The sequence below is a fragment of the Burkholderia sp. LFS061 genome, from assembly GCF_047978125.1.
Taxonomy (GTDB): Bacteria; Pseudomonadota; Gammaproteobacteria; order Burkholderiales; family Burkholderiaceae; genus Burkholderia; species Burkholderia pyrrocinia_C.
On sequence record NZ_JBFPFS010000003.1, the window covers coordinates 214,713 to 238,688 of the forward strand.

Annotated in this window: 23 protein-coding genes; 6 read left to right on the forward strand and 17 right to left on the reverse strand. The window is 64.5% G+C overall.

From position 1 onward, the window contains the following. Window positions 1-22: 22 nt before the first annotated feature. The gene (locus ACNQQL_RS04145; protein WP_347063303.1) at window positions 23-940 is read left to right on the forward strand and encodes a DUF1571 domain-containing protein; all 918 of its coding nucleotides are present in this window, start codon (window positions 23-25) and stop codon (window positions 938-940) included. Window positions 941-967: 27 nt separating this feature from the next. On the opposite strand, the gene ACNQQL_RS04150 is transcribed toward ACNQQL_RS04145, so the two are convergent. Continuing rightward, window positions 968-1,252, reverse strand: a complete 285-nt coding sequence (locus ACNQQL_RS04150; protein WP_072441647.1) for a PXPV repeat protein — start codon at window positions 1,250-1,252, stop codon at window positions 968-970. Between the two features lie 294 nt (window positions 1,253-1,546). On the opposite strand from ACNQQL_RS04150, the gene hfq reads away from it, so the two are divergent. Beyond that, on the forward strand, window positions 1,547-2,128 hold the full coding sequence (hfq, locus tag ACNQQL_RS04155; RefSeq protein ID WP_034184055.1) for an RNA chaperone Hfq: 582 nt from the start codon (window positions 1,547-1,549) through the stop codon (window positions 2,126-2,128). Between the two features lie 79 nt (window positions 2,129-2,207). On the opposite strand, the gene ACNQQL_RS04160 is transcribed toward hfq, so the two are convergent. From ACNQQL_RS04160 to ACNQQL_RS04225, 14 genes are all read right to left on the reverse strand, one after another. Beyond that, the gene (locus tag ACNQQL_RS04160; protein WP_072441650.1) at window positions 2,208-2,915 is read right to left on the reverse strand and encodes a DUF2968 domain-containing protein; all 708 of its coding nucleotides are present in this window, start codon (window positions 2,913-2,915) and stop codon (window positions 2,208-2,210) included. 56 nt (window positions 2,916-2,971) lie between these two features. Then, complete coding sequence (locus ACNQQL_RS04165; RefSeq protein ID WP_072441652.1) at window positions 2,972-4,363, reverse strand: sigma 54-interacting transcriptional regulator; 1,392 nt, start codon at window positions 4,361-4,363, stop codon at window positions 2,972-2,974. 108 nt (window positions 4,364-4,471) lie between these two features. Further along, the gene (locus ACNQQL_RS04170; protein ID WP_305729457.1) at window positions 4,472-6,493 is read right to left on the reverse strand and encodes a pilus assembly protein TadG-related protein; all 2,022 of its coding nucleotides are present in this window, start codon (window positions 6,491-6,493) and stop codon (window positions 4,472-4,474) included. Window positions 6,494-6,504: 11 nt separating this feature from the next. Further along, complete coding sequence (locus tag ACNQQL_RS04175) at window positions 6,505-6,834, reverse strand: DUF3613 domain-containing protein (protein WP_072441658.1); 330 nt, start codon at window positions 6,832-6,834, stop codon at window positions 6,505-6,507. Between the two features lie 19 nt (window positions 6,835-6,853). Then, a complete protein-coding gene (locus ACNQQL_RS04180; protein ID WP_347063304.1) occupies window positions 6,854-7,696 on the reverse strand; it encodes a pilus assembly protein in 843 nt (280 codons plus the stop codon). 18 nt (window positions 7,697-7,714) lie between these two features. Continuing rightward, a complete protein-coding gene (locus ACNQQL_RS04185) occupies window positions 7,715-8,707 on the reverse strand; it encodes a type II secretion system F family protein (protein ID WP_072441662.1) in 993 nt (330 codons plus the stop codon). Between the two features lie 4 nt (window positions 8,708-8,711). Next, on the reverse strand, window positions 8,712-9,710 hold the full coding sequence (locus ACNQQL_RS04190) for a type II secretion system F family protein (RefSeq protein WP_347063305.1): 999 nt from the start codon (window positions 9,708-9,710) through the stop codon (window positions 8,712-8,714). Next, on the reverse strand, window positions 9,703-11,070 hold the full coding sequence (locus tag ACNQQL_RS04195) for a CpaF family protein (protein WP_347063306.1): 1,368 nt from the start codon (window positions 11,068-11,070) through the stop codon (window positions 9,703-9,705). Before ACNQQL_RS04195 ends, ACNQQL_RS04190 begins: the two co-directional genes overlap by 8 nt. A 3-nt stretch (window positions 11,071-11,073) precedes the next feature. After that, window positions 11,074-12,348 carry a fimbrial protein gene (locus ACNQQL_RS04200; protein WP_347063307.1) on the reverse strand — a complete coding sequence of 425 codons (1,275 nt, stop codon included), beginning with the start codon at window positions 12,346-12,348 and terminating at the stop codon, window positions 11,074-11,076. A 60-nt stretch (window positions 12,349-12,408) separates the two neighbouring features. Continuing rightward, on the reverse strand, window positions 12,409-13,740 hold the full coding sequence (locus ACNQQL_RS04205; protein WP_072441674.1) for a type II and III secretion system protein family protein: 1,332 nt from the start codon (window positions 13,738-13,740) through the stop codon (window positions 12,409-12,411). A 65-nt stretch (window positions 13,741-13,805) separates the two neighbouring features. Beyond that, window positions 13,806-14,729: a Flp pilus assembly protein CpaB gene (gene cpaB, locus ACNQQL_RS04210; protein WP_347063308.1), complete on the reverse strand. Its 924-nt coding sequence runs from the start codon at window positions 14,727-14,729 to the stop codon at window positions 13,806-13,808. Between the two features lie 93 nt (window positions 14,730-14,822). Beyond that, the gene (locus ACNQQL_RS04215) at window positions 14,823-15,269 is read right to left on the reverse strand and encodes a TadE family protein (RefSeq protein ID WP_347063309.1); all 447 of its coding nucleotides are present in this window, start codon (window positions 15,267-15,269) and stop codon (window positions 14,823-14,825) included. Further along, the gene (locus ACNQQL_RS04220) at window positions 15,266-15,766 is read right to left on the reverse strand and encodes an A24 family peptidase (protein ID WP_072441683.1); all 501 of its coding nucleotides are present in this window, start codon (window positions 15,764-15,766) and stop codon (window positions 15,266-15,268) included. Before ACNQQL_RS04220 ends, ACNQQL_RS04215 begins: the two co-directional genes overlap by 4 nt. 116 nt (window positions 15,767-15,882) lie before the next feature. Then, a complete protein-coding gene (locus ACNQQL_RS04225) occupies window positions 15,883-16,092 on the reverse strand; it encodes a Flp family type IVb pilin (RefSeq protein ID WP_347063310.1) in 210 nt (69 codons plus the stop codon). A gap of 677 nt (window positions 16,093-16,769) precedes the next feature. Between ACNQQL_RS04225 and ACNQQL_RS04230 the strand changes: the two genes are divergently transcribed. The 4 genes from ACNQQL_RS04230 (at window position 16,770) to ACNQQL_RS04245 (ending at window position 22,216) form a co-directional block, all read left to right on the forward strand. Continuing rightward, on the forward strand, window positions 16,770-18,365 hold the full coding sequence (locus ACNQQL_RS04230) for a collagen-like triple helix repeat-containing protein (protein WP_072441687.1): 1,596 nt from the start codon (window positions 16,770-16,772) through the stop codon (window positions 18,363-18,365). 40 nt (window positions 18,366-18,405) lie between these two features. Continuing rightward, window positions 18,406-19,758 (forward strand): collagen-like triple helix repeat-containing protein, encoded by a 1,353-nt coding sequence (locus tag ACNQQL_RS04235; RefSeq protein ID WP_347063311.1) that lies wholly within the window; start codon window positions 18,406-18,408, stop codon window positions 19,756-19,758. A gap of 144 nt (window positions 19,759-19,902) precedes the next feature. Then, window positions 19,903-21,588 carry a ShlB/FhaC/HecB family hemolysin secretion/activation protein gene (locus tag ACNQQL_RS04240; protein WP_204426259.1) on the forward strand — a complete coding sequence of 562 codons (1,686 nt, stop codon included), beginning with the start codon at window positions 19,903-19,905 and terminating at the stop codon, window positions 21,586-21,588. 166 nt (window positions 21,589-21,754) lie between these two features. After that, the gene (locus ACNQQL_RS04245; RefSeq protein ID WP_347063312.1) at window positions 21,755-22,216 is read left to right on the forward strand and encodes a DUF2147 domain-containing protein; all 462 of its coding nucleotides are present in this window, start codon (window positions 21,755-21,757) and stop codon (window positions 22,214-22,216) included. 103 nt (window positions 22,217-22,319) lie between these two features. Here the strand turns inward: ACNQQL_RS04245 and ACNQQL_RS04250 are convergent, their stop codons facing one another. Then, entirely contained in the window at window positions 22,320-22,730 is a 411-nt protein-coding gene (locus ACNQQL_RS04250) for a transposase (protein WP_347063313.1), read from the reverse strand. A 144-nt stretch (window positions 22,731-22,874) separates the two neighbouring features. Next, complete coding sequence (zapE, locus tag ACNQQL_RS04255; RefSeq protein ID WP_347063314.1) at window positions 22,875-23,972, reverse strand: cell division protein ZapE; 1,098 nt, start codon at window positions 23,970-23,972, stop codon at window positions 22,875-22,877. Window positions 23,973-23,976 lie beyond the last annotated feature (4 nt).

Sequence of the window (23,976 nt, forward strand, 5' to 3'; positions counted from 1 at the left end):
ATCGCTCCGGGAGAGGCTGTCGATGAACGCAGGAAAGAAGCGCAGCACGCGGCATGCAGCCGCCGCGGCAGTCGCGTGCATGCTGTCGCTCGTTCCGCCGGGCCTGCATGCGCAGGAAGCGGCCGACGCCGCGAGCGCGGCACAGGAGGTCGCGCTGCCGGCGGACCTGGCGAAAATCACGCGCGACCCGGTCGCGCAACAGGCGCGCTGGCTGCGCACGGCCGCGCAGCGCGGCACGCTCGCGCAACTGGACGACGCAACGCTCACGACGTTCTTCAAGGCGCTCGACCCGCTCGCCGTGCCGCTCTATATCAGTAATGGCCCTAACGGCTATCCGTCGTACCAGTTCACGATGGTGCGTCAGGAGCGCATCAGCGGGAAATGGTCCGACACCCCCGACCACATGCTCGTGAAAACCACCCGCGAGCCGCTGCGGGTATATGCGAAATGGCTGCCGGGCGGCGCGCATGCCGGCCAGGAGACAATCTACGACACGACGCAGCGCAAGGACGAGATGTACGGCCATCTCGGCGGCCTGCTCGGCAAGATTCCGTTGTGGACGGCGCTCGACGGCGCGCTCGCGCGCGCCCAGTCGAATCACCAGGTGAAGGATCTCGGCACCGAGTTCATCACGAACCTGTACCTGACCGAAGGGAAGAAATACCAGGAAGCCGGCGTGCAGCGGCCGACCCGGGTGGAGGCAAAAACGATCGGCGGCGTGCGCGTCGTCGCGCTCACCTACGAAACGCCGACCGGCCGGCCGCAGTTCTACGCGAAGAAGGAAGTCCTCGGGCTTGACCTGCACGCGCCCTATTTCCGGACCGTCGAGTCCTACGACAACGACGGCAAGATCTTCGAGCGGATCGTCATCGAGAAAATCGTGCCGGCGACACTAGACGACACCGCATTCGACCCGAAAAACCCCGACTACGCGTTCTGATGCGCACCGGTGGGGCCGACCTCGGGCTCAATCGTCATCGTCGTCGCCGTGGTGCTTGCGCCAATGCTTGTAATAGTGCTTGCGCCACTTCCGGTAGCGATCGTCGTCGTCGTCGCCGTAATAGCCGTATCCGTAGCCCGGATAGGCGACCACAGCCGGCTGCGGCGCCACATAGACCGGTGCCGGTTCGACATAGACCGGCGCGACCGGTACGCCGATGCCGACCGACAGGTCGACATGCCCCGCCATTGCACTTCCGGAAGCCAGCAACGCCATGCCCCCGACCAACCCTGCCACTTGACTCTTGTTCATGCTCCGGATCCCTGATAAGCCGGCCCGCCCGGCTCGCGCGACCAAATGTAAGCGCCGCGCGCGCACCGAGGTGATACGGCGCTGCGAGAGTCGTAACGCGACGTAACGAAACGGCTTTGGCCGTTCGGCCGAATCGCGAAAATGCGCCGGAACGTCTATAGTGGGTTACGGTTCGACACAATCACGACTGCGCGCTTCCCTATCGAACAGGGTAGAATTCCGCCAAACGCCTTGTGGACGAACACGCCACACACGCACAACATATTCTCTGACGCAGGCTCCTGCCGCACCTCAATGGCCAATCCCGCAGAATCCCATCCGCAAAACGACTTCATCAATTCGGCGCGCAAGGAACGTAAGCGCGTTGAAATCTATCTCGTCAACGGCATTCGTCTGACGGGATGTATCGAGTCGTTCGACCAGTACCTGGTGATGCTGCGCACCCCCGTGGGTCTGCAAGGCATCTACAAGCGCGCGATTTCCACGATCCAGCTCGACACGGGCGGCTCGCGCCCGGGCGGCGGCGGCCCCCGCGGTCCGCGCACCGGTGGGCGCCCCGGCGGCCGTGAAGGCGGCGGTCACAGCCCGTACGGCTCGCACGGCGGCCCGCGCGAATCGCGTGGCGACGGCGGCGGCTACGGTTCCCGCGAACCGCGTGAAGGCTATGGCTCTCGCGAGCCGCGCGAAGGTTACGGCTCGCGTGAACCACGCGAAGGCTATGGCGCACCGCGCGAACCCCGTGAGCCGCGCGAAAGCTACGGCGCGCCGCGCGACACCGGTGACGCATCCGGCAACACATCGCCGTCGGATGCACGCGGCGGCAACGGGCCGGTGATCGTCACCCGCCGCCGGCGAATCGTGCCGGACGGCCAGTAAAACAAAAGGGCAAGCCAACGGGCTTGCCCTTTTCTCTTGTGCGGCCGGCGCGGCAAGTCGCCGCACCGCCACTCTCGGCTCAGCGTGCCGTCCTCGGCAGGCCCGCGTCGGCCTCGCGCTGCAGCGAACGCACCTGCTGCTGCAACGCGCGCAGTTGCGACTGGAGTTCGGCCTGCTGCGCCTGCAACGCGACCGTCTCGCTGCGTACGCTCTTCTGGCGATCCGCGACCGCTGCCTGCTGCTGGCGTGCAATCGAGATATCGGCCTGCAGACGCCGCGCACGGTCCTGCGTGACTTCGATCTGCTTGTCCATTTGCGCCTTCTGCGACTCCAGCTTAGTCGCTCGCAGTTCGTTGACGGCCAGCCGCTCCGCCTGATGCGAGAAATCGCGATAGATCGCTTCCGCGCGCGTTTCGTCGTAAGTCTTGATCACGCGCCAGAACGCCTTCTGCTGGAACAGCGCGACGAAGTACGCACCGTCCTTCACGTTGAACAGCAGGCTCGCACCGTAGCTGCCGTTGTAGCTCGTGCGCATTTCCGTCAGCGTGTGCGCCTGGATCTGGCGCTGCAGGTCGTCGACCGTGCTCGGCCCCGTCGTCTCGCCCGCCTGCGGCTGCACCGACGTCTGGACCTGCGAATCGATCACCGGAATCGCTGCCACCGGCGCCGATGCCTGCTGCACCGCCGGCGAATCGCTGCCTGCCAGCCCCTGCGCGTAAGCGCCCTGCATGCCTCCTACCATGGCGAACAACACACACGCCCGCCCCAACCCCGTCATATGGCTCATGAAGTTTTTATTCCCCGCCCGAGTCGTTGTAATCCAACGCGATTTTATCTCATTAATTACTCGCTTTCGCGTGTCTCGGGCTCTTCGTCGAAGATCTGATATTTGCGCATTTTTTCCCACAACACCTTGCGGCTGATGCCGAGCTGCTGCGCCGTGTCCTGACGCCGCCAACCGTTTGCATCGAGCGCCGCGATGACACGATTGCGCTCGTTCATGTCCCACTTGCTTCGATCGACGAAGACCTCGGCCGCACTCTCCGCCGGCACCGGCTGTGCCGAGTTACGCGCATGCGCAATCAGCCGCTGCAGCCGCGCGGCATCCCACCCGCCCGTCTGCCGCACCGTCACGCCGACACGCTCGGCGAGATTGCGCAATTCGCGCACGTTGCCGGGAAAATAGCTGTCCGCGACCGAATCCGTCAGCCAGTACGGCAGATCCGACAACTCAGCGAGCCGGTCCTCGCCGACGACCTGCGCGACGAACGACTTGAACAGCGCGATCTTGTCGACCGCGCCGCGCTCTTCCAGTGACGGAATGCTCAGCTCGATCACCGCGAGCCGGTAGTAGAGATCCGCGCGGAACAGGCCTTCCTTCACGAGCTGCGGCAGCTTCTTGTTGCTCGCCGCGACCAGGCGGAAATCGACCTTGACCGACGTCGCCGCGCCGACGCGCAGCACCGCGCCGTCCTCGAGCACGCGCAACAGCTTGACCTGCTGGTATAGCGGCAGATCGCCGACTTCGTCGAGGAACAGCGTGCCGCCCGCCGCCTGCTCGAAATAGCCTTTATGCGCAACAACCGCGCCCGTGAACGAGCCTTTCGCATGGCCGAAGAACAGCGATTCGAACAGGCCGTCCGGAATCGCGCCGCAGTTCACCGGTACGAATTCGCCGTGCCGGTAGCGCGAATGCTTTTCGTGCAGCAGTTGCGCGATGCGCTCCTTGCCGACGCCGGTTTCGCCGTGCAGCAGCACGTTGGTGTCGCAGTCGGCGAACGTATCGACTTCGTGCAGCAGCGCCTGCATCGATTCCGAGTGCGCGACGAGTTCGGACGGCTGTAACGTTTCGGCCGCGTGCGCACGCAGTTGCGTGACGAGCTTGCCGATCATGCCGCGCAGTTCGGCGCACGTGAAGTCGAGCGGCAGGATGTGCGAATACTCGGGCGGATACTGCGACGCGTCGTGGTCGCGCGCCGCGCCGACCCAGACGACCGGCATGCCGATGTTGGCCTGCCAGTCGCGCAGGAACGCCGCGCCGGTTTCGATCATCGACACGCTGATGATCGCCAGCGACGGCCGCAACGCGGCGCGTTCGGGCGAGATCTCCGCGTTGTCGGCACGGATCACTTCGACGTCGAAGCTCGCCATGCACCGGGCGACGCGGTCGACGATGTCCGCCTTGCCTTCCCAGACGTAGAGGTCGAGTTCTGCGATTGCGGGCGTGGTTCTCATGATTCGGGTGCGGCTTCAGTTATTGACGAGTTGCTCGGTGTTGCAGGTCAGTGATCGGTTGCGAACGGCAGCGACGACGCCTGCTTCGATAACGGAACGTTCAGGCATTTATTGAACCAGCATGGGATTGCCGCATTTGATCGAGTCCGGTGTGTTCGTGACATAGGCGTTCCCCAAGCTCAAACCGAGCAGGCCCGTGACCGAGGTCAGCAGCGAATCGATCGGTTGCAGGAGTAGCGGAACGAGTGTGGTCGCCAGCGCGGACAAGATCGGCCCGGTCACGACGCCCAGTATGGGATTCACTATGTCGCCCAGCCACGACAGCAAACCGCTGCTCGTCGATAGTTTCAACGACAGGCCGCTGTTCAAGATACCTTGAACAGCGGGCGACAGGAACTGATCCGTTCCCGTGCTCAGCATGTACGGCGACGCCGGGTTCGGCGAAGCGGACGACCCGGGCCCGGGGTATGTGAACACCAACGGCGTCGGACTTTGGTTGGCGACGGGAACCGTCAGCTGTCCGGGCAACAGGTTGATGTTGATCGAGATATCGGTCAGGTCGACGATTCCTAACGTCAGGGTTTTGACCAACGTCGTCAGTCCGGAAACCAGACCGCCGAGGTTCAACAGGTTGAGCAGGCTCTGCAGGTTGACGGACACCAACGTAATCGGTGCAGCGCTGCCGTCGGGAACATAACCGCTGGGCGCATTGAGATTGATCGGCGTATTCGCCGCGCCGCCGATGTAGACGGCCACTACCCCGGTCTGCACGTTTACCTGCGCGCTTTTCGTGCCGCCCGCGGTGCAGGTGACGGACATCAGGCCCGCCTTCGCCGGCGCGACATAAGCGGTGATCGGCAATTGCACCGCTGCAAGCGGCGTCGCATTGCCCGATGGACAACTGCCGCCAGGAAAGACCAGCGAGCCGTTGGAGCACGTCGACAGCAGCGAGATCGACGTATTGAGGAACACGTTCCCCTGCGCGGTCGACGTGTTGGTCGTGCAATCGGACGTCCCGCAATTCGCCGGTCCGGGCGGACCGCTCGCGGTGGACGGCGGATTCGCCCCCAACTTGACGGAACCCGACACGGTCACGTTGAGTAACGGTGCGAGCAAAGTAGGTGTCTGGACCGTGACACTGGGAATGCTCACCGAATTCGTGCCGTTCGCGATCTGCAATGCCGTCGACAACAATCCGAGCGCATTGACGCTGGTGTTGACGGCGGAAGTTCCCGTAGCGGTTGCGGCGGAAACCAACTGGCCGAGCGCGATCTGCGGCCCGCCACAGATGCTGTTCGAGCAAAGCGCGACGACGAGCGCATTCAGAACGTTCAGATTCGCCGCAGCCACATTCTGCTGCGTCGCCGCCTGCAACGTCGCATTGGCCAGTTGGCCGAGCGTCACGTTGCCGTTCAATACGGACGTGCTGGTACCGACCGGCAGATTGGCGAGAATGCCGGCCAGTTTCAGGTTGACTTGCGCGAGCCCCTGATAATCGACAGCCTGCAGACTCAGTGAATTGGGCGACCCCGTAAGCGCCTGGAGCAACTGATTGGCCAGTCCGCCATTCAGCGCTGCCAGCGACGTGGTCAGCGTAAAGGTATCGGTTGGCACGCTCTTGGCAATGGCCGACGCGTCGATGGTTACCCCGCCGCGGAAAATACCCGAGACTGGCTCGGAAACCGTCACGCATACGGCATTGACCGATTGACCGTTGATCGTTCCGGGTGACAAGCCTGCGCATTGACCGTTGGTTGCTGCTCCAGAGGTCGGCGTAAACAGCGGATTGCCGCTGCCTTGAGGTGCGGTCCAGACACCGCACGTCACGGAAACGGTCGAGTTGGCCGGCAGTGGATTCGCCGCTGGATTCGCGATTCGATTGGCTGCAGTTGTCGCTGTCGTGCAGGTCGAATCAGCGGTAATTTGCGACACCGCCGAAAGCGCGGCCAAATCGGCAGCCGCCTGCATGCTGCGCCGTTCGGAATAGAAATGGCCGATGTCGATCGCAGCCAGCATGATGAATGCGACCGACACCCAGATCGCGGCCATGACCGCAACGGCGCCGCGCTGGCGCCCCGGACCGCCGGCAGCGCGGCGCCGCCGCGCTACGTGTGATTGATCTGCGTGCATCGCCGTCCCGCTTACTGCATGCCCTGACCACCGCCCGACATGCCGCTGGCGGAACCGAGCTGCGGGCTCATTGAACTCGGGATCTTGTTCTTGAACGAATCGAGATAGCGCTGGTAGACGAGCGACGCGACGTCGCCAAGCATCGGCTGCGTCGGTGCCGCCGCGCGATTGTCGCGTTGCATCGTGAGCCAGTCTCTTGTCGAGCGGCCGACGTCGGCCGCGCCCGCTGTTACGGCCTCTTGACCGTATGCCGCGGCGGAACCAACCACCATGCAAACGATCGCGGTCAGCACCGCGGCCCGGTGCGCGTGTACGCTTCGATGATTTTTGTTGTCGTTCATGTCGTTCCCCGATGCCTGTTCATTGTGCAAACCGTTGCAGGAGCGGCACGGTCTGATCGTAGCCAAAATTGTTCGCCATCGGCGTGATCGGCGCGGTAGTACCGCGCCGTGACACGACCGGCGGCATCGCAACCGCGCGTTGCTGCGCACGCGCCGCCGCCGTAATCTTCGCTGCATCGCTAACGATGTCCTTGCGGATATCCGCCGGCAGGTGCTGCTGGTTCATCAGCCTCTGCGCGTCCTGCGTACGCCCTGCTGCAAACAGGTAAAGCACGAGATTGCTGACGATTTTCGGATTGTGCTGATCCAGTTCGGCCGCCTTCATCAAAGGCACGCGCGCTCCGACAACATCGCCGCTGCGCAGCTTCGCGTACGCGAGATCGGACAGCATCGATGCATCGGTCGGCGCCAGTTCCGACGCCTGCGTCAGTGTCTGCGCCGCGCGGTCGAAATCGCCTGCCGCGCCCGCGAGCAGTCCCAGCCCGCGATAACCACGCGCCGCGAGCGGCGTCTTCAGCAACTGCGTATAGGCGGCCGCGCTCGCGGCCGGCTGGTCGGTCATCCGCAGCGCGTCCGCACGCAGCAGGATCGACTCCGGCACGATGCCGTAGGTCTTGTCGTACGCGTCGATGTGCGCGAGCGACGCGTAATACAGCCCCTGCGACTGCATCCGCTGGATCAGGCCGAGGTACATGCCCGGCGTATCCGGCACGGCCTGCTTCTGGTCGGCCGCCTGTATCAGCGCCGCGCGCTCCGTCTGCGCGTTCACGCCATAACCGCTGTCCTTGGTCGCGCACGCGCCCAGCAGCAGAACCGCCGTTACCGCACCCGCCCGTATCGCCATTCCGCCGATCCGCTTCATCGTCTTTCCTTCCGTCCTTCAATGATGCTTCGACAACGCGTGCATCACCGCCAACATGCCGGGCCCGGCCGTCACGATCAACAGCGCGGGCAACAGCGTCAGCACCATTACACCGGTCATCTTCACGGTTAACCGGCCGATCCGCTCGCGCAGCATGGCCCGGCGCGTTTCGCGCAGCCGGTCCCCGAACTGCTTGAGCGGCTCCTGCACCGCGCCGCCATGCTTGTCGACCTGGATCATCAATCGCACGATCGCGCGCAAATCCTCGTTGTCGAATCCGACGGACAACCGCTGCAGCGACTGCTCGCGCGTGCGGCCCGCAGCGAACTGGCGCTGCGCGATTCCCACCTCCGACGACAGCACCGGCAACATCCCGCGAAAATCGTTCGTCACAACCTGCAGGCTCTGATCCAGCGACAGTCCGACGCCTTGCAGCAAGCGCAGCATGTCAACGAGCAACGGCAGTTCGTCGACCACGCTCTGCCGCCGCGCCGCCGCACGGCGCTGCACATAGAGCTTCGGCAACATGAAGCCGAGCCCGAAGGCGACGAACATGCCGACCATCCAGATACCGCCCTTCATGCGCCCGCTCGCGAAGATCGCGAACAGCAGCGGCAGCCCGATCCCGCATGCGACCCGCGCGCTCAGGAATAGCCCGCGAGTGCGCACGTCGACATAGCCGCATTGCTCGAGCAGGCGGCGATCCTCTTCCGCGACAACGTATTTGCCGAGCCCGGTATCGAGCCAGCGCACGCCCGCCGCCGACAGCCTGTCGAGAAAACGTTCGACGCGCTGCCCGCCACGTACGTCGGGCTTCGCAGGCGCCTCGCCATCCGGCGCGGTTCGCGCTTTCGCTGCTTCGAGCGCGGCCATGCGCCGGTCCAGCGCATCGACCAGCGCACGTTCGGCACGCGTCGCGGCACTTGCGCGCAGCATGGCGACCATGCCGAGCAGCAGCACCCCGAGCGCGCCCACCGCCAACGCAATCGCTCCGATTTGAGTCGCTGTCATCGCATCACCTGAGCCGAGCCATTCGATACAGCCATACGCTGCCGGTCAATTGCATCAGGAACGCGATCATGAGGAGCGTTCGCCCACTCGGATCGTTCCACATCCCGTGCAGATACTTCGGGTTAGTCATCACGACAAAGCTGCCGATTGCGATCGGCAGCATGACGAGGACGAACGCCGACAGCCGCGTCTCCGACGACATCGCGGTCAATTCCCGCTCGGCCTGCTCCAGATCGCGCATGAACACGGCCATCCGTTCGAGCATTACGTCCGCACGGCCACCATATTTGACGGACAAACGCAGCACCGAGCCCACGAGTTCGAACTCTTCGGTCCGGTAGATCTTCGCGATATGCATCATTGCGCGGTCGATCTCGATACCGCCGCGCAGCATCCGCGACACGAGATCGAGACAGCCGCGCAGCGGCTCCTCGGTCGTCAGCAGCGCCGACTGGAAGGCCGCCGGCACGCTGTTGCCGAGCGTCACGAGACGCACGATCCCGTCCAAGAACGACGGGATCTGCCGGACGATCTTCAGTCTGCGCCGCTGAATTCGCGACGCGAGCCAGACGCCGAGCATCGAACTGCCGCACGCAAGCGCCGCGAAGCACGCAAGCGCGCCGCCGCGACTGCCCGCGAACGCCGCGCCAACAACCAGCACGGCAAGCGCGACGAGCGTCTTGCCGCGTGCATCCTCGATCCCGGCGCGACTCGCGAGGTTCGCCAGATACTCGGATGCCGTCGCATACCAATGCGCCCAAAATGCGTCGGACGATACATTCCGTGCCGCGCCCGGCTGCGCCACGGCACGCGCAGCACCTGCCGCGGACTGCCGTGCCGCCTGCGCAGCGACGCCGGCACGCGCGCCGGGTTCGAGCCGGCTGTCGATGAAGCGCTTCGCGTCGGTTCGCACGCGCCGGGTCTCCGCGTGACGCCACAGCATCATCGCCGCCGCGACGCACAGCATCGCGCACGCCAGCACCCACACCATTGCGCTATACATTGAAGCCCCCGCCGCCGCGACCGAACCCGCCGCCGAAGCCGCCGCCAAACCCGCCATCGCCGAACCCACCGCTCGTCAGCGTCTGGCGGAAGCGCGCAAGCTTCGGCGAATGCGGATGAATGCCCAGCGTTTCCCAGTGGTCGACCTCCTCGCCCTCCGGCGTCACGCGCGCTTCGTAGCGGTAAAGCTCCTGCGTCGCGATAATGTTGTCGGACAACCCCGTCACTTCGGTAATCGACAGGATCCGCCGCCGCCCGTTCGACAGGCGCCCGATCTGCACGATGAAGTCGATCGCGTTCGCGATCTGCCGGCGCAGGCTCGACTCGGTGCCCTGGAAGCCCGCGAAGCCCGCAAGCATCTCGAGACGGTACAGGCACTCGCGCGGCGAACTCGCATGCACGGTGCCCATCGAACCGTCGTGACCGGTGTTCATCGCCTGCAGCATTTCCAGCACTTCACCGCCGCGCACTTCGCCGACGATGATCCGGTCCGGGCGCATCCGCAGCGTATTGCGCAGCAGGTCGCGAATCGACACGACGCCGGTGCCGTCGAAGCCGCCCGGCCGGCTCTCGAGCCGCACGACGTGCGGGTGGTTCAGCGACAACTCCGCCGTATCCTCGATCGTCACGACACGCTCGATCTCGGGAATGTGGAACGCCAGCGCGTTGAGCAGCGACGTCTTGCCGGAACTCGTGCCGCCCGACACGAGAATGTTGCAGCGCGCCTCGACCGCCGCCTGGAGCAGCGTGTTGATCTCTTCGTTAAAGGTCCCGTTGCCGAGCAGGTCGGACGGCTTCAGCGGATCCTTGCGGAATTTCCGGATCGATACGACCGGGCCGTCGATCGACAGCGGCTCGATCACGACGTTCACACGGCCGCCATCGGGCAGCCGCGCATCGACCATCGGATTCGACTCGTCGAGACGGCGACCGATCGGCGCGAGGATGCGCCGCACGATCCGCAGCAGGTGCGCGTTGTCGGTGAAGCGCACCGGCAGCCTCGCGAGGATCCCGTGACGCGATACATACACGTCGTTGTAGCCGTTGATCAGGATGTCCTCGACAGCCGGGTCCGCGAGCAGGTCCTCGATCGGCCCGAAGCCCGCGAGTTCCTTCGTCAGCGCCTCCGCGATCGCACGCACCTCGTTCTCGTTGAGCGGAATGCGGCGCAGGCGCACGAAGCTGTCGATCTCGAGATCGACGAACTGGTTGATCGCCTGGCGGGACCATCGGCCGAACTCGGCGCCCAGTTCTTCGATGCGCGTCAGCAAGTGCTCGTGCGCGGCATTCTTGATGTCGTGGAATTGCTGCGTCTGGGAGAACGGCGCTGCGCCGTCGGCAAATTGAATGTCGTGTGCCATCGCTTACGACCGCTTGGACGAGGGTTGAATGAAACGCTTCAGCGCGGACAGGCCGGATGCAGAACGCGGTGCCGCCGATCTGACCGACACGCCTGGCAGCCGCGCGGCGAGAGACTCGAGCGCGCGCACGTACGGATCGCGCTCCGCCATATCGACGATGAGCCGGCCCTGGTTCGCCGCACGGCCGATCGCGACGCGGCGCGACGGCAGGGTGCCGACCAGCGACAGGCCGAGGCGCTCCGCGATCTGCGCGGGCGTCAGGTCGAGTGCAGGGTCGTACTGGTTGACGACGAGCCGTACACGATCGGTATCGACGCCCGCGTCGCGCAGCCCGGTAAGCAGATCGGCTGCCGACACGATCGACGCGACGCCCTGATCGCAGACGAGCCACGCTTCATCGGCCGAGCTCGTGATCTGGGCGACGAACTCGCGGTTCGAAAAACCGCCGAGATCGACGATCTGCTGATCGAAGAATGCGCGAAACCGGTTCAGCAAACCGGCACACGACGCGTATGAGACGTCGCGCAGCCCGCCGAGGTCGGCCGGCAGCGTCGTCAATGCGACGCCGCTCTCATGCCGGGTCAGCGCAGTATTCACGAAGGTCCGGTCGATACGGCGCAGGTTGTGAACCGCATCGATGAAATGGAATTCGCAGCGGGTATTCAGGAACAGCGCGCCATCGCCTGCCGGCAGTCCCAGGTCGACGAGCGCGGTCTGGCGGCCGGCCGGGGTGCCCCCATTCGGCGCGCCGCCCGCCCCCGGGCTCACCGCCCGCTTCTGCAGCCATACGGCGAGATTCGCCGCGAGCGTACTCACGCCCATGCCGGCACGCGCACCGAGCAACGCGACGAGCTTGCCGTGGCGGCTCGCCGGCTCGGCGACGTTCGCAAGCAGCCCGCGCGTCGTGTGCAACGCCTCCTCGGCCGGTGCCGACACGTCGATGAAATCGCGAACGCCGGCGCGCAATGCGGCGAGCGTGCTCTCCGGCCGTGCGAGCGAACCGAGCGCGACGATCGGCAACCCCGGATGCGTAGCACGGACTGCGGCGGCGGCAATGCTCGCTGCCGTGCTGCCGTCCGAGAAATCGATGAAGACGAGCGCCGGATTGAGGCCCGTGATGCGCTGTGCAAGCATGCCCGGCTCGAGCGATGCGGCCTCGACCGCACCGGCCGACGCGAGCGTATCGGCCAGCCAGCGAACGTGCGCCTCCTGTTGCGATGCGCAAATGAAATAGTCGGTCACGGCGGGTTCACACAATGATTGGATTCGCGCGTTCATGTTGAACACCCCCGATTAAGCAAGGCGTGCCAATGCACCGCAACACGCGATGCTTCGCACTCATTTCGAAAACCCCGGTGCAGCGTCCGGCGATGCGGCGCCGCCCAGATACGACTGCCAGACCGGCCCGTTGCGCTGTTCGGACAGCTCACCAGGCGTTGCAGGCAGCACCGCCCCCTTCGCGATAGGCGCAACGAGATGCGGCGTCACGATGATCAGCAGCTCTTTGTCATTCTGCTGATAGTTCAGATTCTTGAAGAACGTGCCGATGATCGGCAGATCGCCGAGCAACGGCACCTTGCTCACGTTCGACATCGTCTGGCGATCGATCAGGCCGCCGATCACGAAGCTCTCGCCGTCACCGAGCTCGACCGTCGTATCCGCACGGCGGGTCGTGATACCCGGCACCGCGACGCCGCTGATCGTCACGCTGTTCACGAAATCGAGCTGGCTCGACTCGGGCGCGACCTTCAGCGCGATCCGCTGCGGGCTCAGCACCGTCGGCGTCAGCGAGAGTCCGACTCCGTATTGCTTCCACTGGATCGCCGTCGAGCCGAGCCCTTGCGGCGACGGTACGGGAATCTCGCCGCCCGCGAGGAAGCTCGCGCTCTGCCCGGACAGCGCGACGAGCGTCGGCTCCGCGAGCACACGAGCAAGATTGTTGGCCTCGAGCAACGACAGGTCGGCGAATATCCCACGCCCGGCTGCGTTCACGACCAGATTGAAGGCCGACGCTACGGGCGCACCGAGCGTCGGAATGTACCCGGCAGTACCGGGGCCCGATCCGCCGTTATATGACTGCACACCGCCCGGCGAGAACGAGCCGAACGAGAACCCGTTGCTTTGCTTGAAGAAGTTGAAGCCAACCTGCTTGAGCACCGAGCGGCTGAATTCGACGACGCGCACATCGACCTGCACGACATTCTTGCCGGCGATCGTCGAGCGATCGATCATGCTCCCTTTCGCGCTCATGTTCTTGCCGACCGCGACTGCGCGGTCGTGCGCATCGAGCGATGTCGACGCTCCCCGCAACACCGCCGTTCCGCCGTACGCGTTCACGCGCGGCGTGGAGCCGTCGAGCACCGCATGCGCGGACGCATCGACGACTTCGACATTCCAGACCGTAGGCTCGTCGCGGCCGCGCTCCCACAGCATCACGTTCGTCGCACCCGGCGCCTTCGCGATCAGCAGCACCGATCCGGAACGGCTGCCTTTCATGATCAGTACGTCGGCGACCGCCGGATCGCCGACCGCAACACGCTGCAGCGCGCGGCCGGCCGAAATCTGCCGTTGCGTGCCAACGGCGAGTTCGATCGTGCCGCTCGCGCTGGCGAGCGATGCAAATGTCATGGTCCAGATAGCAATCGCGAATGCAATCAGTGTGTTTTTCATTGTTCGTTGGACCGTCTCTCGGCCTTTTACTTGTCGCCGCTGATATCGATGACCGTCGATGCCTTTCAATAAGCAACCGTTTCCGATCGGCCGCCGCGAATCACCTCGATACCGCCACCGCCCGGCCGCACCGACGGCGGCAGGCGCGACGGCAGCGGCGGCACGTTCACGTTGGCCACCGCATTGCGCTGCGTGCCGGACAGTTGCTGCAGCGAAATGCCTGCTGCCGCGAGCCCCGACGGCGACAGCTTGTTGTCCGTGCGCACCGCAACCGTCTGCATCGCAAGCTCGTCGTCGCGCGGGTTGCGCAATGCGAGTGTCAACCGGCCGCTCGCCTCGCCGAGTGTTAGTGCATCAACCTGCGCGGTCGGCACCGCAAGCACCGCGATGCGCACATTCGACGGCTGGCCGTTATTGCCGTTCGTGTTGTTGCCGCTGTCGCGTTCGGACGTCGCATCGCCGAATGAGAGCACACGCACCTTCGACAACAGCAGTCGTGCCTGCGTCTGCGAGATTTCCCCGTCGAACATCGACGAACTGGCCTCGCGCTTCAGGTTCAGGAATACGTCGACGAAATTGCCAGGACGCAGCCGGTTGCCGACCGCGTTGGTCTCGTCGACGCGAACCGCGATCGCGCGCTCGCCTGGCTGCACGTCCTCGGCAAGGCCCGACACCAATGCGCCCGAGACAACCGGCGACGAAACTGGAATGTCCCGCGTCGGCACACGGCCGACGAGCTCGCCCGGATTGCCGAACGCACCGACCGGCATCGGCGCGGTCGGTTGAACCTTCAACGCGTCGGCGGTAATCGGCTGACCCGCCGGCAACGTGCGCGCCGCGATCACGACCGGCACCGGATTTGCCACCGCGATCTGCTGCGCCGGCACGGGAGCCGGCGAACTACGCCCGAGCATCCACGCATAGATTCCGAGCAGAACAGCGATCGCAATCAGCAGCCCCGCGATGATCTTGGTTAGGTTGTTGGCCATGTTTTGGTATGGATGCCGGAATAAAAGTCCGAGTAAGTTTTTCCTGTTGCTCGATTCATGTGCTCGCGGACCTGTCGCGTCACGATGCCCCTCTCACAGGATGGACTGCGGGATCTGCACGACTGCCGTACCCGTCAACGGCTTGGTGATGATGGTCCCCAGGAATGGCATGGTCGTGACCCACGCTTCCGGCGAGTAGCTCACCGTGACCGTCAGGCAATACAGCGTCGGCGGATTCGTCGTGTCGTAACTGCACTGTGGCGCAGCCACCTGCGGTGGGCTGACATTCAACCAGCCCAAGACATTCTGTGCGGCGGTCGTAGCGTTCGTCACACGCGCGGCCAGGGTCGGCGCGTAATTCAAGCCCGCACGCGCGCCTTCGCTGGCTGCCAGCGTCAAGCTTTGCTGAATGACGAAGATCATCCCGAAACTGAGGATTGCGTAGAGAATCATGAAGAACAGCGGAAAAACGATTGCGAATTCGACCGCTGTGGCCCCACGCTGCCTCCGGTATCCCCGTGGCTGCCTCGGTCGCTTCATCGCACGCCCTCCGTTGCAACCACATAGACAAGCCACGCGGCAGCCGGTATCGCGAGACATGCCGCATAGGGCGTCGCCCGATATTTGCCGAGCGCCAGCGCGGGTTCTCCGCGGCGCCACAATGTGCCGAGCGACGTGCGCGACAGCAGAATTAGGACGACTGCATGAACGCCGGCAGCAAGGCTCGCGGCAACCCAGAGCCAGAGCAGCGCGTGCGCACCGCACCATGCACCGAGCACGGCGAATATCTTTACGTCTGCCGCACCCATCAGGCGCAGCATAAAAAAGGGGAAAAGGCCGACCAGCCCGGCCAGCATGCCGAGCATTGCCTGGAACAGCGAGATCCCGAATGGATTCGCGTTGAAAAACGCGCCCCCGAACCCGATGACCAGCCCGGTCAGGGCGAGTGAATTCGAAATGCGTCGAAAACGGATATCGCTGGCCGTGACGAACGTCGCCCAAACCAGGAATGCCCCGCTGAAAATAAGATGTGCCATCGCGCCACAGCCCGCCGCAAATGTCGGTAGCGAGCGGATGCCGAGGCAATCCGCTCGCTACCGACCCAAAACAGCTTTCACAAAATGTGCGCCGTTCTAATTATTTACGGATGCGGTCAGGAACCCCAAATTGCGGTAGACGAACAGGCGGAAGCCGTACGCGTGGTCACGCAGGTACCGACCTTGGTGAACATGTTCCCGAGACTGTCGCCGATCGACGTTACTCCAGCAACGATCGCGACAGCGATAAGACCCGCGATAAGACCGTACTCGATCGCGGTGACCCCGTTGTGTTCCTTAAGGAAACGCTTGATGATTGCTTTCATTTTATTCCTCGTGCCTGTATTTACGTTCTTTGGCCTTTTATACGTATACATCCCTGCATATCTGGCCATTGCCCCGCGCTGTTCGCCACATCTTTTGCGACGACAACCGGGTGCGCTTTCTTTATAGGTCGCCCCGAGGGGCATGTCTCACGATTTGATGCAAATTAACATTCGCGATAGCAATCCTCCTCGAACGTTGTGTACCGAACCGTACATTTGCTTACATCTGCTCCGGATTCTATATCCGATCCCATTTAAGTTCCAACCTCTTTTAACCACTCGGATCGAAAAAATGACCGTGAGCACGACGTATTTGTACGGCGTTTCGGTAGGTCTTACACATAGGATTTACGATAGGTTAGATGTACACACCTAATCCACCAGTAAAACAATTGCCTCGTCCACCAAGCCTGCGTGGGCCCCACGTTACGTCGCACGCGTAACGCCAATGTTGTGACGTTACGTTACGAAACGGCCGAAACCGTTCTCATTCATCTGCGCTTAAACAGATTCAACAATCTTTCAATTCCCAGAAGTTCCTTTCCCGACAAGGAATTGCCTCGTTTAAAACCTGTTGTCGAACCGTCGGCCATCGAAATGGCACGACAGTTGCAGAGTAGTCCTCGCGGCACTCAACACAACGGCAGTTCACAACACATTTTTAATGCGAGGACAACATGGACATTAAGGTTATCCCTCATGGCGTGTTCCGGACGACTCTGATCGCGGCCACCGTTGCAGCCATGCTTTCCCTCTCCGCGTGCGGCGGCTCCGGTTCCATCAGCCAGGGTCTGGGCAGCGGCGGCTCGAGCTCGGGCGGCGGCGATTCGATCTCGACGTCGGGTGGCGGCACCTCCGGCGGCACGTCGGGTTCAACGAGCGGCAGCACGTCGGGCAGCACCAGCGGATCGACCAGCGGCAGCACGAGCGGTTCGACGAGCGGCAGTACCAGCGGCTCGACGAGCGGAACGACCAGCGGTACGAGCGGCACCTCGGGTGTGTCGTCGAACGCGGTAGGGAGTGTCCTCGCAAGCGGCAGCAATCTCGTCACGGGTGTCGGCGGAACCGTCTCGGGTCTCGGCTCCGTCATCGCCAACCAATCGCTGCCGGGCGTCAACCCGGCCACCACGCAAGCCGCGGGCGGCATCGTGCAGAGCGTCGGCGGCGCAGTCACCGCGCTCGGCAACGGCCTCGGCAATGGTCTCGGCCAGCTCGGCGCGACGAAGGATCCGATCGGCACCACGGTTGCCAGCACGGGCGGCGTGGTCAACCAGCTCGGCGGCGCAGTCACGCAGACCGGCAACCTGGTCACGAGTCTCGGCAGCGGCCCGTTGTCGCCGCTCGCACCGGTCACGGGTGCCGTCGGCGGCCTCGTGTCGACACTCGGCGGCGCCGTGTCGAACGGCGGCACCACCCTCACCAACGCGCTGTCGACCGGCCCGATCCAGCAGGTCACGCAGACGGTCAGCTCGGCCATCACGCCGATCACGACGATGGTCGGCCAGACGACCCAGACGATCGGCACGGCGACCGGCCTCGGCGCGCCCGTCAACACGCTGCTCGGCACGGTCGGCAACGGCCTGAACCAGGCCGGCGCACTGCTCGCATCGACGGGCGGCAACCCTGTCACGACGGGCCTCGGCAACACCGTCTCGTCGACCGGCAACACCGTGAAGGCCGTCGGCGGCCTGCTCACGGGCGGCACCGGTGGCGTGACCAACCCGCTCGCACCGCTCACTGGCCTCGTCTCGACGGTGACCGGCGCACTCGGCGGCGCAACGGGTGGCGGCAGCGGCCCACTCGCCCCGGTCACCGGTCTCGTCTCCACGGTCACCGGCGCTCTCGGTGGCGCAACGGGTGGCGGCAGCGGCCCGCTTGCACCGGTCACCGGCCTCGTCTCCACGGTCACCGGCGCTCTCGGCGGCGCAACGGGCGGCAGCGGCAGCCCGCTCGCGCCGGTCACGGGCCTCGTTTCGACGATCACGGGCGCGCTCGGCGGTGCAACGGGCGGCACGAGCGGCGGCCCGCTCGCGCCGGTCACGGGTCTCCTCGGCGCAGTCACGGGCGCACTTGGCGGCGCGACGGGCGGCGCAGGCGGCAGCAGCCCGCTCGCACCGGTGACGAACGCGGTGTCCACGGTCACCAGCACGGTCGGTGCACCGGCATTGACCGGCGGCACGGGCGCCGTCACGAGTTCGGGCTCGTCGTCGAATCTGCTCGCGCCTGTCACGTCGCTGATCGGCGGCCTGCTCGGCGGCACGCACGGCAAATAAACCGATATCCATTCATCGACAAGACAGCGAGGAGTTCACCATGTCCCAGCAACGTTCTCTCACGACGGCCACCCTGCGCCAGTGGCGCATGCCCCTCACCGCTTTCGCCGCAGCCTGCCTGCTGGCCGCCTGCGGCGGCGGCGGCGTCAGCTCGCCGCCGACCAGCAACAATGGCGGCTCGTCCAGCGGCACGAGCGGTACGTCCGGCACGAGCGGCACCAGCGGCACGACCACCACCGGCACCAAGGGTGTCGTCAGCACGGTCGGCCAGACGGCCACCGACCTCGGCAGCACGGTCGGCAACATCAGCCTGCCGGGCCTCGGCGACGGCGTAACGAAGGGTGTCGGCAGCACGGTCGCCAGCACCGGCACGATCGTCGGCGCAGCCGCCGATGCGGTGAGCAACGGGCTGGGACAGATCGGCTCGACGAAGGATCCGGTCGGCACGACGGTTGCCGGTCTGGGCAATGTCGTCGGCGCGACGAGCAACACGGTGTCCGGCCTGAGTTCGACGGTCAAGGCGCTCGGCACGGGCCCGCTCGCGCCGCTCGCTCCCGTCACGACCCCGGTCGGCACCGTGCTCGACACGGTCGCCAACGGCCTGACGGCCGCCGGCACGACGATCGGTTCGACGCTGTCGTCGGGTGCCGTGCAGCAGGTCACGCAGCCGCTCAGCTCGGCGATCACGCCGCTCGTGATCACCGCCGGCCAGGTCACGCAACAGGTCGGCACGACGACCGGCCTCGGCCAACCCGTCTCGGGCCTGCTCGGCCAGATCGGCGGCGCGATCAGCTCGGCCGGCAAGCAGGTCGGTAGCACGTCGAACCAACCGCTCGTCGGCGATGTCGGTCAACTCGTGACCGCGGTCGGCAACACCGTCACCAACGCGGGTGGTCTCGTCAACCCGAACGGCCCGAACGGTGCAGCACCGATCCCCGGTCTGATCACGAGCCTCGTCGGCGGCTCGACAGCTGGCGTCCAGAACGGCACGTCGTCGAGCTCCGGTTCGACGAACCCGCTCGGCGGCCTGCTGTCGGGTCTGGGCTCGACGCCGCTCGGCTCGCTCACGGGTGCAGTCGGCGGCGCAACGGGCGGCACGAGCAGCGGCCCGCTCGCTCCGATCACGAATCTCGTATCGACGGTCACGGGCACGCTCGGCGGCGCAACGGGCGGCGCAGGCAGTGCAAACCCTCTCGCGCCTGTCACCGGTTTGCTGAATACTGTCACCGGAGCAGTCGGCGGTGCAGCAGGGTCCGGGGGCTCGAGCCCGCTCGCACCGGTCACGTCGCTTGTCGGCGGCGTGTCGGGTACGGCATCGTCGGGTGGCGGTTCGACGGGGCTGCTCGCACCGGTAACGGGGTTGCTGGGCACGCTGGGTAGCGTTGGCAAATAAGGACGACGGTCGCACCTTCGCAGCCGGAGCGAACGGCGCGGCCGTACAAATACACCCGGCATAGCGGCACGCGTCGCGCGACACCCAGGTGTCGCGCGACAGCATTAGAAAGAAGATGAAAAGCAAGGCCTACGAGGAAGAACAATGAAATCCAGACTCGACAGATGGATGATGCTGCTCGCCATCGCGGCAGCAGGCACGGCACAAGCACAAACGCGCGTCGGAGGTAACCCGCTCGACTCCCTGCCCCAGATCAACGCACCGAAGACGGGCCCGAACGTCACCGTGCAGGTCGCGCCCCAGGCGCCGCAATTGCAGGAACTGCTGTCGCGACACCTGACGCCGACGACGTTCCAGGTCGAAGGCGTGAAGTCGGTACCGTTCGAGGAAATCTCGCGTCGCTTCACGCCCCTCGTCGGCAAGGACATCACGATCGGCGAGTTGATCGAAACCGCCAACGGCGTGACGAAGCTGTACCAGGATCGCGGCTACGCGCTGTCGTTCGCGTTCGTTCCCGCGCAGACGTTCGAGAACGGCGTCGTGCGAATCACGGTCGTCGAAGGCTATGTGTCGGACGTCAAGGTCACCGGCAAGCCCGGCGCAATGGAACCGAAGATTCGCGCGATCGCCGCGCATATCACTGCAGATCGCCCGCTGCGCCGCGCGACGTTCGAGCGCTACGTGAATACGTTCGGCCTGCTGCCCGGCCTCACGGTAAAAGCGAACGTGCCGCCGCCGCAAACCACCGACGGGGCCACGACACTCGAACTCGCGGTCGACCGCAAGCCGTTCAACGTCAGCACCGGTATCGACTTCAATCACCCGGGCGTCCAGGGTCTCATCACCGCGACCGAAAACGGCCTGACGTCGTTCGGCGAGCAACTGAGCATCTCCGCGCTTGCGCCGCCGGGGCGTGACAAACAGACCTACTTCGCGTTCAGCGGCGCGGTACCCGTCGGCAGCAGCGGCCTGATCACACGCCTCGACGCAAGCACCTATCGCGGCAAGCCGACTGACAACCCGGGTTTGCCGTCGACCGTCGAGCGGACCGTCAAGAACGAAAAACTCGGTCTTTCGGCATCCTATCCGTTGCTGCTGAACAACCAGCGCAGTCTGCTCGGCACCGTGTCGGGTTATGCATCGCACAACGAAGACCGTTACCAGAACAAGATCACCGGCAACTCCATCGACACGCGCTCGCAGGTCCGCGTGCTGCAGATGCAGCTCGACTACACGAGCGTTTCGCCGAAACAGGTACAGAAGCTGAGCGTCAACGTCGCGAAGGGGTTCAACATCCTCGGCGCGTCGAAAGCGCAGGACGTGACCGTCGGCACGACGACGACCTCAGTGGACAGCCCGATTTCGCTGACCTTCGTCCGCACCGGCGCGACCTTCACGCAAACGAACGAATGGCCGTTCCGGATCGGCACGTCGGTTTCGCTGACCGGGCAATACAGCCCCGACTCGCTGCCGACGTCCGAACAGATCTCGTTCGGATCGACCCGCTACGCGCTCGGCTACCAGCCAGGCGAAACGTCGGGCGACTCGGGCTGGGGGATGTCGCTCGAGGTCAACCGCGGCTTCTCGCCGGGCTGGACGTATATGAAATCCGTCACGCCGTACATCGCGTATGACATGGCGCGCGTGTACCTGCACGCGGGCACGCCGTCGCCGAACCGCATGTCGTCGGTCGGCATCGGCGTGCGGTTCACGGACAGCCGTTACTACAGTCTCGACCTGAACGTCGCAAAACCGATTGGCGACGCACCGGTCGAAAGCGCGTCGCGCAGCCCGCGCATCAACGCCGCATTCTCGTATCAGCTCAACTGATCGGTCAGCAACCAGCCCGCGTCTCGTGGGCTGTTTCGAATAGAGTCCCCTCTATCAAACGTGGCGCGCGGTTTCACGTATTCTGGCGAAGCTCGCAACATGCCCGCCCCATGCAGGCGGTCGTGCGGGCGAATCGAACACGACATGCAAAACAAGGAGGATGACAATGATTCAACTGACCCGTCCGTTGCGTGCAATCGCCGTCGCCGGCGCACTGCTCGCCTGCGCAGCACCCACGTTCGCTCAAGCCGACAACCCCGTCGGCATGTGGCAGACCATCGACGACAACACCCATCAGCCGAAGGCACTCGTGCAAATCGCCGAGGACGGCGACGGTTCGCTGTCGGGCAAGGTCGTCAAGGGCCTCGGCGCGAACGATACGCCCGATCGCCGCTGCACCGCCTGCACGGACGAGCGCAAGGATCAGCTCATCAAGGGCATGACGATCATCAAGGCGATGAAGAAGGAAGGCGACCACTGGGACGGCGGCAACATTCTCGACCCGGAAAACGGCAAGGTCTACAAGTGCAAGATGACGCTTGAAGATAGCGGCCAGAAGCTCGTCGTGCGCGGTTATATCGGCGTGTCGCTGCTCGGCCGTTCGCAGACCTGGGTACGCCAGCAATAACGCAGCACGCGCTGAAACGCGCGGCTCGATAAAAAAACCGGCCTGCGACAAAGTCGTCAGGCCGAGTTTCTTTTGGTGCAGACGCAGAAGCAAACGGCGGACATCACGCCGCGTGCTTCAACGTGTCCGATGCATAGCCGCCCGGCGCACGACATGCGGGCGCGATGCTGCTACGCGCCTCCGCTGCCTTCGATTGCGTATGCTTGCGCATCCGTGTGGACAGTTCGTTGCACAGACTCACGCCCGAATCGCCATAGAGCTCACGCATCAAGCTCAACAGCGTGCCCGTCTCGTGCCATACCTTGAAGCGGCGATGGCATGTCTGATACGAAGGGTAACGGCGCGGCATGGCGGACCACGTTGCGCCGCTGTAGATCACCCAGAGCACGCCGTTCAGCACGGCACGCGTATTGGCTAACGGTCGGCCGCGCAACTCGGTGCGCGGCTGCATTTCGGGCAGAAGCGGCGCGACGCAGCGCCACTCGTGGTCGGTCAGATCGCGATACGGTGTCATGGACATCTCCAGCCTTGGTAACCATGACACAACGATATCGGCTCACCTCAACAATGAATATAAGACAAATCCGAAAATACCCCGAGATTACGCGGATTTGACCGGAATTGACGTTTGAATCGCGCCAATTACCGAGAATCGCAATCAGGTCAGCGAAGTATCGACGATACGGCGCGGCGTTTCAAGATACTCCTTCGACTGCATCTCGACGATACGCGAGACCGTGCGCGCGAATTCGTTCGCCATCGGGCCTTCGACGTACAACTGCTCCGCCGGCACCGCCGCGGACATCAGCAGCTTGACCTTGTGGTCGTACAGCACGTCGATCAGCCAGGTAAAGCGGCGCGCCTCGGACGCCATCCGCGGCGACATCTGCGGCACCTCGGACAGCACGATCGCGTGGAAGCGGCTCGCGAGTTCGAGATAGTCGTTCTGCGATCGCGGGCCGCCGCACAGCGTCGCGAAGTCGAACCATACGACGCCGTCCGCCTTGCGCAGCGCCTTCAGCTCGCGCTTCTCGATATGCAGGATCGGGCTTTCGTCGGGTACCGCGGCGAGCTTCGCGAACGCATGGCGCAGTTCGCGATCGGCGTCGGCGCCAAGCGGCGTGTGATACATCTGCACCTGCGCGAGCGTGCGCTGGCGATAGTCGACACCCGCGTCGACGTTGAGCACGTCGAGCTTTTCCTTGATCAGCGCGATCGCCGGCAGCATGCGGTCGCGATGCAGCCCGTCCGGATACAGGTCGTCGGGATCGTAGTTGGACGTCATCACGAACTGCACGCCGTTGTTGAACAGGCGATCGAGCAGACGGTACAGGATCATCGCGTCGGCAATGTCCGACACGTGGAACTCGTCGAAGCAGATCAGCCGGTAGCGCTTCGCGATGCGCCGCGCGAGTTCATCGAGCGGATCGGCCTGCCCTTTCAGTTCCTCGAGCTCGCGGTGCACTTCGCGCATGAATTCGTGGAAATGCAGGCGCGTCTTGCGCTGCACGGGTACGACCGCGTAGAAGCTGTCCATCAGGAAGCTCTTGCCGCGACCGACACCGCCCCACATGTAGACGCCGCGCGGTAGGTCCGGATGAATGATGAGCTTCTTGAACGCGTTCGAGCGGCGCGACTTGTATTCGACCCACTCGTCGAAACAGCGCTGCAGGCGATCGACCGCGGCGCGCTGCGCGGGGTCGGACTGATAGCCGCGCGTGGTCAGTTCGCGCGTGTAGTATTCGGTGACGTTCATCGGG

What these genes read in the sequence shown, in the direction of transcription:
- ACNQQL_RS04145 (WP_347063303.1), top strand. Translation starts at nt 23, where the DNA reads ATGAACGCAGGAAAGAAGCGCAGCACGCGGCATGCAGCCGCCGCGGCA.
- ACNQQL_RS04150 (WP_072441647.1), bottom strand. Translation starts at nt 1,252, where the DNA reads ATGAACAAGAGTCAAGTGGCAGGGTTGGTCGGGGGCATGGCGTTGCTG.
- hfq (WP_034184055.1), top strand. Translation starts at nt 1,547, where the DNA reads ATGGCCAATCCCGCAGAATCCCATCCGCAAAACGACTTCATCAATTCG.
- ACNQQL_RS04160 (WP_072441650.1), bottom strand. Translation starts at nt 2,915, where the DNA reads ATGAGCCATATGACGGGGTTGGGGCGGGCGTGTGTGTTGTTCGCCATG.
- ACNQQL_RS04165 (WP_072441652.1), bottom strand. Translation starts at nt 4,363, where the DNA reads ATGAGAACCACGCCCGCAATCGCAGAACTCGACCTCTACGTCTGGGAA.
- ACNQQL_RS04170 (WP_305729457.1), bottom strand. Translation starts at nt 6,493, where the DNA reads ATGCACGCAGATCAATCACACGTAGCGCGGCGGCGCCGCGCTGCCGGC.
- ACNQQL_RS04175 (WP_072441658.1), bottom strand. Translation starts at nt 6,834, where the DNA reads ATGAACGACAACAAAAATCATCGAAGCGTACACGCGCACCGGGCCGCG.
- ACNQQL_RS04180 (WP_347063304.1), bottom strand. Translation starts at nt 7,696, where the DNA reads ATGAAGCGGATCGGCGGAATGGCGATACGGGCGGGTGCGGTAACGGCG.
- ACNQQL_RS04185 (WP_072441662.1), bottom strand. Translation starts at nt 8,707, where the DNA reads ATGACAGCGACTCAAATCGGAGCGATTGCGTTGGCGGTGGGCGCGCTC.
- ACNQQL_RS04190 (WP_347063305.1), bottom strand. Translation starts at nt 9,710, where the DNA reads ATGTATAGCGCAATGGTGTGGGTGCTGGCGTGCGCGATGCTGTGCGTC.
- ACNQQL_RS04195 (WP_347063306.1), bottom strand. Translation starts at nt 11,070, where the DNA reads ATGGCACACGACATTCAATTTGCCGACGGCGCAGCGCCGTTCTCCCAG.
- ACNQQL_RS04200 (WP_347063307.1), bottom strand. Translation starts at nt 12,348, where the DNA reads ATGAACGCGCGAATCCAATCATTGTGTGAACCCGCCGTGACCGACTAT.
- ACNQQL_RS04205 (WP_072441674.1), bottom strand. Translation starts at nt 13,740, where the DNA reads ATGAAAAACACACTGATTGCATTCGCGATTGCTATCTGGACCATGACA.
- cpaB (WP_347063308.1), bottom strand. Translation starts at nt 14,729, where the DNA reads ATGGCCAACAACCTAACCAAGATCATCGCGGGGCTGCTGATTGCGATC.
- ACNQQL_RS04215 (WP_347063309.1), bottom strand. Translation starts at nt 15,269, where the DNA reads ATGAAGCGACCGAGGCAGCCACGGGGATACCGGAGGCAGCGTGGGGCC.
- ACNQQL_RS04220 (WP_072441683.1), bottom strand. Translation starts at nt 15,766, where the DNA reads ATGGCACATCTTATTTTCAGCGGGGCATTCCTGGTTTGGGCGACGTTC.
- ACNQQL_RS04225 (WP_347063310.1), bottom strand. Translation starts at nt 16,092, where the DNA reads ATGAAAGCAATCATCAAGCGTTTCCTTAAGGAACACAACGGGGTCACC.
- ACNQQL_RS04230 (WP_072441687.1), top strand. Translation starts at nt 16,770, where the DNA reads ATGGACATTAAGGTTATCCCTCATGGCGTGTTCCGGACGACTCTGATC.
- ACNQQL_RS04235 (WP_347063311.1), top strand. Translation starts at nt 18,406, where the DNA reads ATGTCCCAGCAACGTTCTCTCACGACGGCCACCCTGCGCCAGTGGCGC.
- ACNQQL_RS04240 (WP_204426259.1), top strand. Translation starts at nt 19,903, where the DNA reads ATGAAATCCAGACTCGACAGATGGATGATGCTGCTCGCCATCGCGGCA.
- ACNQQL_RS04245 (WP_347063312.1), top strand. Translation starts at nt 21,755, where the DNA reads ATGATTCAACTGACCCGTCCGTTGCGTGCAATCGCCGTCGCCGGCGCA.
- ACNQQL_RS04250 (WP_347063313.1), bottom strand. Translation starts at nt 22,730, where the DNA reads ATGACACCGTATCGCGATCTGACCGACCACGAGTGGCGCTGCGTCGCG.
- zapE (WP_347063314.1), bottom strand. Translation starts at nt 23,972, where the DNA reads ATGAACGTCACCGAATACTACACGCGCGAACTGACCACGCGCGGCTAT.